Source organism: Paenibacillus ginsengihumi DSM 21568 (genome assembly GCF_000380965.1).
Taxonomy (GTDB): Bacteria; Bacillota; Bacilli; order Paenibacillales; family NBRC-103111; genus Paenibacillus_G; species Paenibacillus_G ginsengihumi.
The window spans coordinates 1-7,932 of sequence record NZ_KB905655.1 but is presented as its reverse complement, the minus strand read 5'-3'; the positions used below and the strand labels follow the sequence as shown (position 1 = coordinate 7,932).

Sequence of the window (7,932 nt, the reverse complement as noted above, 5' to 3'; positions counted from 1 at the left end):
GAGGGCTTAACTAAAATGCTAAAAGCTGCAGCGTATGTTTCGTATCCAGTTTTCAGGGAGCAACATGGAACCCCACAAAGTGAAGAAGAAGCTGACGAAGTGAATTCCGAATACTTTGCGGGGGCCCCAGAGAACCTGAATACCGGTTTGGTGATGATGGCGGAAGGGAACCACGCGTACCCATACCGAACACGACCGTTAAGCCTTCCAGCGCCGATGGTACTTGGACCGAAGGGTCCCGGGAGAGTAGGACGTTGCCAGGCGGGCAAAGAACCTTGTTAGCTTTCGAGCTAGCGGGGTTCTTTTTATTTATGAAGATGATGCTTTTAACATACGTCGCAGACCAAGTATCTGATTGGTCGCGCCAGGCCAGGGATTGGGCCGTATCGTCGGGCATAACGGACGGAACGCGGCCCAAGGACGCTGTCACCCGCGAAGAAGTTTGGACGATGCTGTATAGAATGAAAAATGCTATCGGCTGAGTCAAGAAGTATTTTATTCAAAATTATGATAAAAAAAAGACAGCCTCTGTCCGTAAAGTACCGGCGGAGGCTGTCCAGAATTATTCTGCTATGAAAGATCCTCTAAAGGAGAAGTTTCCATATGTAAAAGAAGAGGGATAAATAATTGTAATCTCATTTTGATCGAAATCTTTCCCTACGATAGCATACCTATAATTATTCATTGCCCATCTAGCAGCATTCTCACCATAGTTACCGTTCTGTCTATATACTTTTATTGTTTCCCCTTTACCGTGTCTACCCATACAAGTATCAAGAGTATCACCGATTCCGCCGTCATCAGCATCTGCGCCAGGCGTAACATGATAAATCTTATAATCTGGACCTACAATTCCTACATGTCCAACTATTTGGGTCGATGATCCAAAAGTTTTACTTGAGTAAAGGACGTCTCTCACCATCATTTGAGCATTAATGTTAACGTCTGAAGTAGAAAGATTGAAACTTTCAATTGTGAAATCTGGATTTGGAATAAAAATTGGGGTAGCTTGGTACTTTAACACTTGGTTGCGCGTTTGCTGATACCGGGAGAATAAAACACAATAGTGCCAAAATAAAAGCAAGTAATCGTGAAAATTTCAAGGTCATTCTACCATCCCTCCCAAAATTTGATAGAAAATACAACCAAAAAAGGGGGATATTATGAAAAAAAGTTATTTGTTGGGATTTATGTTATTGTTTTATTATGTTGTATTTCTGTATACAGTTACATCAAGATCGAGATAAATAGATTGGAAAAAGACTTGAAAGATTATTTAATAAGAGAGGGGCACTATAATGACCTCCGGGGCACTTTGATTCGGGATACATGGATCGTTTACCATTCCTGAACGAAAAGCGGAAAGGTTTTTCTTGAGTGTCTTTTGGGCACATTATATTAAGGGAGAAACAGATTTGAACATCAGGAGTTACGTACCCAAATCTTACCCACAAAACACCTCCTGAAAATGCGGTATGGTTCCCTCTGATATCCTGTGATACCAGAAAAGCCTTGATGCAATTGAATAAATTTATCAAAGATGATCTATCATTTACTGCTCTGATTTGGTATGATACTCTATAAAAATATTGCAATAATATTCAGGGATATGCAAGAAAACTAAGGAGGATCATGTTTGTGTGGGATTCTAAATTTGGCAAAGAAGGCTTGACGTTTGACGATGTTCTGCTCGTTCCTCGGAAGTCGGACGTCTTCGGTAAAGAAATCGACATCTCGACGGAATTGTCCAGCAGCATCAAGCTGAACATTCCATTTCTCAGCTCCGCCATGGATACCGTTACGGAAGCAGCCTTGGCGATTGCCATCGCCCGTGAAGGCGGCATCGGAATCATCCACAAGAACATGTCCGTTGCACAGCAGGCTGAAGAAGTTGATCGTGTGAAGCGTTCCGAGAGCGGAGTGATTACGAACCCGTTCTTCCTTACGCCCGAGCACCACGTGTACGATGCGGAAGAGCTGATGGCGAAATATCGGATTTCCGGCGTACCGATTTGCGATGAGAATCGGAAGCTGGTCGGCATTCTGACGAATCGCGATTTGCGCTTCGTGCACGATTACTCCATTAAGATCAAGGATGTCATGACAAAGGATAATCTCGTCACGGCTCCGGTCGGCACAACGCTGCAACAGGCGGAAGTGCTGCTGCAGAAGCATAAGATCGAGAAGCTGCCGCTGGTCGACGAGAATTACACGCTCAAAGGCCTGATTACGATTAAAGATATCGAGAAGGCAATTCAGTTCCCGAATGCAGCCAAGGACAAGCATGGCAGATTGCTCGTTGGCGGGGCTGTCGGCGTGTCGAAGGATGTTATGGACCGGGTGGCCGCATTGGTGGAAGCAGGCGTCGATATGATCGTCGTCGACTCGGCGCATGGCCATCATATCAATATTCTCAACACGGTTAAAAAGATTCGCAGCGCATATCCCGATTTGGTCTTATGCGCGGGGAACGTCGCGACGGGCGAGGGCACAAAGGACTTGATCGAAGCTGGAGCGAATATTGTCAAGGTCGGCATTGGCCCGGGTTCGATCTGTACGACACGGGTTGTGGCAGGGATTGGGGTGCCGCAAATCACGGCAATTTACGATTGCGCGAGCGTAGCGAGAAAGTATAATGTGCCAATCATCGCCGATGGCGGAATCAAATACTCCGGTGATGTCACGAAGGCAATTGCGGCAGGCGCCAGCGCGGTCATGATCGGAAGCCTGTTCGCCGGTACGGACGAAAGCCCTGGCGAGTCGGAAATTTTCCAAGGCCGAAAGTTCAAGGTGTACCGCGGCATGGGTTCCTTGGGAGCCATGAAAGAAGGCAGCAAGGACCGCTATTTCCAGGAAAACGAGAGCAAGCTGGTGCCGGAAGGTATCGAGGGACGCGTCCCCTACAAAGGCCCGCTCGCCGATATCATTTACCAATTGATTGGCGGACTTCGCTCCGGGATGGGGTATTGCGGCGCAGCCAATATTCAATCGTTGATTAACGACACGACATTTGTACGGATCACCGGCGCAGGCTTGCGGGAAAGTCACCCGCATGACGTTCAAATTACGAAGGAAGCGCCGAACTATTCTTTATAATGAACACGAACAAGACGAAGCGACCGCTCCGTCTTGTTTTTTTACAGGGGTGGGACGTTATGGTACAATATAACGTACGTGTTTCGCACGAATTAAGAGCATGGGGTGAGATGGTTGTTCCGGTCAGTTAAACGCATATCCCTGATTTTGGCGGCAACAGTTTTTTTACAGTCCGTTTCCTTCGTTTCCTCGCAATCCACCGCACAAGCCGCGGAGGCGATCGATTTGAAGCTGGAAGCGAAAGCGGCGATTCTTATCGAAGCATCCACCGGTCAGGTGTTATATGAATATAATGCGGACGAAGCGCTGCCGCCGGCAAGTATGTCCAAGATGATGACCGAATATTTGGTCATGGAAGCGATCAAGAGCGGAAAATTAAGCTGGGACGAAATGGTCACAACCAGCAAATACGCTTCGGAAGTGATCGGTTCCGGTGATCTGTTGGCGGAAGGGGAGCAGGCATCGGTTCGAAGCTTGTTCGAGGCGATGTCGATCTATTCGGCGAACGACGCATCGGTTGCCTTGGCTGAGAGAGTTGCGGGAACCGAGGAAAACTTCGCGAAAATGATGAACGACAAGGCCAGAGAAATGGGGTTGTCTCCGCAAGCTCACTTCATCAATGCTACAGGATTGTCAAGAGCTGACCTAAAGCAGTACGCTCCGAAGGAGCTTCAAGGAGAGACGCTTCTGACAGCCCGCGACGCTGCACTTCTTGCTTATTATATTATTAAAGATCATAAGGAAGTACTGGAATTTACGAAAATACCGCAAAAGAAATTCCGCGAAAAAGACGCAAGCCCGATGGTCAACTGGAACTGGATGCTGGAGGGAAATAAAGATAATTTGTATTTGAAATCATACGCTTATCCGGGTTTGGACGGGCTGAAGACGGGAAGCACCAAGGAAGCCGGCTATTGTTTTACAGGTACGGCCGAACGCAACGGCATGCGGCTCATCAGCGTCGTTATGAATACACCATCGGAGCCGAAGCGTTTCCGAGAAACGGCGAAAGTGCTCAATTACGGCTTCGATAATTTCGAGTTGAAGCAGGTCGTCAGCGCCAATGCGGAAATAGATTCTTTGAAAACGGTCAATATTAAAAAGGGCGTCCTAACGAGCGTACCGGTCGTTACGGAGAAACCCATTTCGATCGTAGCGAAGAAAGGAGCGGCGGCTGAGGAATTCAAAATCGCGGCGGCCCCCGTCGGGGAAGAGAGCCTTGTCGCGCCCATTAAGAAAGGACAAGTGCTTGGTACGGCAAAAGTAACCTATAACGGAACGGAGCAGACCGTCAATCTGATCGCGGCCCAGGATGTAGAGAAGGGGAGCTGGTTCAGATTGTTTTTCCGGGCGATTAAAGACTTTTTCGTCGATCTGTTTAATGGCTCTTAAGGCATAAGAACTGCACAATATGGCTTGTTTATTTTATTTCGTTCATGTACAATTATTGTTTAGTTAGTTGATCGAAGAAGAAAATCACACTTTCAACGGAACCAATCTCGGGAGGAATCGGGTATGGAAACAGGAACTTCGCGCGTGAAAAAAGGGATGGCCGAAATGCAAAAAGGCGGCGTCATTATGGACGTCATGAGCGCAGAGCAGGCCAAAATTGCCGAGGCAGCCGGGGCTTCTGCCGTGATGGCGCTTGAGCGGGTGCCTTCGGATATTCGTGCAGCGGGCGGCGTAGCCCGTATGGCGGATCCGACCATTGTTGAAGAAGTAATGAAGGTAGTTTCTATTCCGGTCATGGCCAAGGCGCGGATCGGCCATTTTGTCGAAGCCAAAGTGCTTGAGGCGCTGGGTGTCGACTATATCGACGAGAGCGAAGTTCTGACACCGGCGGATGAAGTGTTCCATATTAATAAACGGGAGTTCACGGTGCCTTTCGTGTGCGGAGCGAGGGACCTGGGCGAGGCGCTGCGCCGGATCGGCGAAGGAGCATCGATGATTCGGACCAAGGGCGAGCCGGGAACAGGCAACATCGTTGAAGCGGTCCGCCATATGCGCATGATGGTGTCCCAAATCCGCAAAGTTCAAAACATGTCCAAGGACGAGCTGATGAATGAGGCGAAGCTGCTTGGCGCGCCTTACGAGCTGCTGCTGCAGGTGCATGAAACCGGACGTCTGCCGGTCGTCAACTTTGCCGCCGGCGGTGTGGCGACGCCTGCGGATGCCGCGCTGATGATGCATTTGGGGGCGGATGGCGTATTTGTCGGATCGGGCATTTTCAAGTCGGATAATCCGGAGAAATTCGCCAAAGCGATCGTCGAAGCGACGACCCATTACGAAGATTACGAATTGATCGCGAACATTTCCAAAAACCTTGGGACGCCGATGAAAGGCATCGAAATTTCCAAGCTGCACGCTTCCGAGCGCATGCAGGAACGCGGCTGGTAAGCCATAAGCCTGAAATCCAGAGAGAAGGTCAGATTTTCATGAAAATAGGCGTATTGGCTCTGCAGGGAGCTGTAGCCGAGCATATTCGGATGATCGGAAAGGCCGGCGGAGAGGGGATTGTCGTCAAGCGGACGGAGCAGCTCGAGGAGCTGGACGGCATGATCATTCCCGGCGGCGAAAGCACGACGATCGGGAAGCTGATGCGCACGTACGGTTTTATCGACGCGCTGAAAGCATTCTCGGCGCAAGGCAAACCTATCTTCGGCACCTGCGCCGGGCTGATCGTGCTGGCTAAAGAAATTGCCGGGCAAGAAGAAGCTCATTTGGGTCTCATGAATATGAGGGTAGCCCGTAACGCCTTCGGACGGCAAAGGGAAAGCTTTGAGACGGATCTGGAAATTAAAGGTATTGATCGCAATGTGAGGGCTGTCTTTATCCGGGCACCGTTGATCGAAGAAGTGTATGAAGGGGTGGACGTTTTGTCTACCTTCAACGGACAAATTGTCGCAGCAAGGCAGGGACATTTGCTAGCTGCCTCGTTTCATCCGGAATTGACAGACGATGAGCGCATGCATGCCTATTTCCTGGACATGGTACGTGAAACGAGGTAGGAGGGATACTCCTTGTTGGATGTAAAGCTGCTGCGCAGTGATTTGGATAAAGTCAAACAAGCGTTAAATCATAGAGGCAAATCGGACGAGGACCTTGAGCGGTTTACGAGCTTGGACAACCGGAGGAGGCAGCTGCTGCAGGAAGTCGAACAGCTTAAAAACCGCCGGAATGTCGTCTCCCAGGAAGTAGCCAAGCTCAAGAAGGAAAAGCAGAACGCCGATGCGCTCATCGAAGAGATGAGACAGGTCGGAGACCGCATTAAAGCCATGGATGAAGAGATCCGAACCTTGGAGGCGGACATCGACACGATCGTATTGGCGATTCCTAATGTTCCTCACAGCAGCGTGCCGGTCGGTTCCTCCGAAGAAGACAATGTCGAAATTCGCCGTATCGGCGATGTACCGGAGTTCGGGTTTGAACCGAAGGCTCACTGGGATATCGCTCAGGAGCTCGGCATTCTCGATTTTGAAGCTGCGGCCAAAGTGACCGGTTCCCGATTCGTGTTCTATAAAGGAGCTGGCGCGCGGCTGGAACGGGCGCTGATGAATTTTATGATGGATCTGCACGTCGATCAGCACGGCTATGAGGAAATGCTGCCTCCGTACATTGTGAATCGCGACAGCTTGACGGGAACGGGTCAGCTTCCGAAGTTCGAGGAAGATGTGTTTAAAATCAGCGATTCGGATTATTTTCTCATTCCGACTGCCGAAGTGCCGATTACGAACTATCACCGGGAAGAAATTCTCTCGGTCGATGATCTGCCGAAAAATTATGTCGCATTCAGCGCTTGTTTCCGTTCGGAAGCCGGTTCGGCCGGACGCGATACGCGGGGCTTGATCCGCCAGCATCAGTTCAACAAAATCGAGCTGGTCAAGCTGGTCGCCCCCGAATCGTCGTACGAGGAGCTGGAGAAGCTGACGGCCAATGCGGAAAAGGTGCTTCAGCTGTTGAAGCTTCCATACCGGGTTTTGACGCTGTGTACCGGAGATATCGGCTTCTCGTCGGCCAAGACGTACGACCTGGAGGTATGGCTGCCGAGCAGCGGAAGCTATCGGGAAATCTCGTCGTGCAGCAATTTCGAGGACTTCCAGGCGCGGCGGGCCAACATTCGTTTCCGCCGGGAGGCGAAGTCGAAACCGGAGTTCGTGCATACGCTCAACGGCTCCGGACTAGCGATCGGCCGAACGGTCGCCGCTATCTTGGAGAATTACCAGCAAGCCGACGGCAGCGTGCTGATTCCCGAAGCGCTTCGCCCGTATATGGGCGGCCTGGAGCGCATCGCCAACAATGGATAGGAAAGAATAAGGGCAGCTTCTTGAAAAGCTGCCCTTACCTATGTTACAATGCTTCTTGTCACAAGGAGAGGTGGTCGAGTGGTTTAAGGCAGCGGTCTTGAAAACCGCCGTGTTCGCAAGGGCACCGTGGGTTCGAATCCCACCCTCTCCGTAGCAGCAAACCAAACGATCCCGCAGGCGGGGTCGTTTTTTATGCGGAAACAGGCTAGGCGGGATGAGAACCCAAGGGTTCGTCGGAGCATAAGCTTCGGTAGGGAAACTTCGCAGTCGGCCACGAAAGTGGCCGCATCCCACCCTCTCCGTAGCAGCAAACCAAACGATCCCGCAGGCGGGGTCGTTTTTTTTAATGCGGAAACAGGCTAGGCGGGATGAGAACCCAAGGGTTCGTCGGAGCATAAGCTTCGGTAGGGAAACTTCGCAGTCGGCCAAACGAAAGTGGCCGCATCCCACCCAATTTTCTTGACACATAAGGTTTATTGGGATAGACTTACCCTAAAAGGTTTATTGAAATAAACCTGGTGGGGAGGCCATG

At 50.4% G+C, this 7,932-nt stretch carries 6 protein-coding genes, 1 tRNA gene and 1 rRNA gene; 7 read left to right on the top strand and 1 reads right to left on the bottom strand.

Features of this window, described 5'->3' with window-relative positions:
- Positions 1-146 precede the first annotated feature (146 nt).
- Positions 147-263 (top strand): 5S ribosomal RNA (rrf, locus tag F591_RS0126230).
- Between the two features lie 299 nt (positions 264-562).
- Here the strand turns inward: rrf and F591_RS31825 are convergent.
- Positions 563-1,024, bottom strand: coding sequence for a hypothetical protein (locus F591_RS31825; RefSeq protein WP_156829714.1), 462 nt, complete (start codon positions 1,022-1,024; stop codon positions 563-565).
- 614 nt (positions 1,025-1,638) lie between these two features.
- Between F591_RS31825 and guaB the strand changes: the two genes are divergently transcribed.
- The 6 genes from guaB (at position 1,639) to F591_RS0126195 (ending at position 7,551) form a co-directional block, all read left to right on the top strand.
- On the top strand, positions 1,639-3,096 hold the full coding sequence (gene guaB, locus F591_RS0126220; RefSeq protein ID WP_026326925.1) for an IMP dehydrogenase: 1,458 nt from the start codon (positions 1,639-1,641) through the stop codon (positions 3,094-3,096).
- A 225-nt stretch (positions 3,097-3,321) separates the two neighbouring features.
- A complete protein-coding gene (locus F591_RS0126215; RefSeq protein ID WP_019537522.1) occupies positions 3,322-4,488 on the top strand; it encodes a D-alanyl-D-alanine carboxypeptidase family protein in 1,167 nt (388 codons plus the stop codon).
- 123 nt (positions 4,489-4,611) lie between these two features.
- Positions 4,612-5,493 (top strand): pyridoxal 5'-phosphate synthase lyase subunit PdxS, encoded by an 882-nt coding sequence (pdxS, locus tag F591_RS0126210; RefSeq protein WP_019537521.1) that lies wholly within the window; start codon positions 4,612-4,614, stop codon positions 5,491-5,493.
- A gap of 38 nt (positions 5,494-5,531) precedes the next feature.
- The gene (pdxT, locus tag F591_RS0126205) at positions 5,532-6,104 is read left to right on the top strand and encodes a pyridoxal 5'-phosphate synthase glutaminase subunit PdxT (RefSeq protein WP_019537520.1); all 573 of its coding nucleotides are present in this window, start codon (positions 5,532-5,534) and stop codon (positions 6,102-6,104) included.
- A 12-nt stretch (positions 6,105-6,116) separates the two neighbouring features.
- Complete coding sequence (serS, locus tag F591_RS0126200; RefSeq protein ID WP_019537519.1) at positions 6,117-7,400, top strand: serine--tRNA ligase; 1,284 nt, start codon at positions 6,117-6,119, stop codon at positions 7,398-7,400.
- A 64-nt stretch (positions 7,401-7,464) separates the two neighbouring features.
- Positions 7,465-7,551: transfer RNA gene (locus F591_RS0126195), tRNA-Ser, on the top strand.
- The last annotated feature ends 381 nt before the right edge of the window (positions 7,552-7,932 follow it).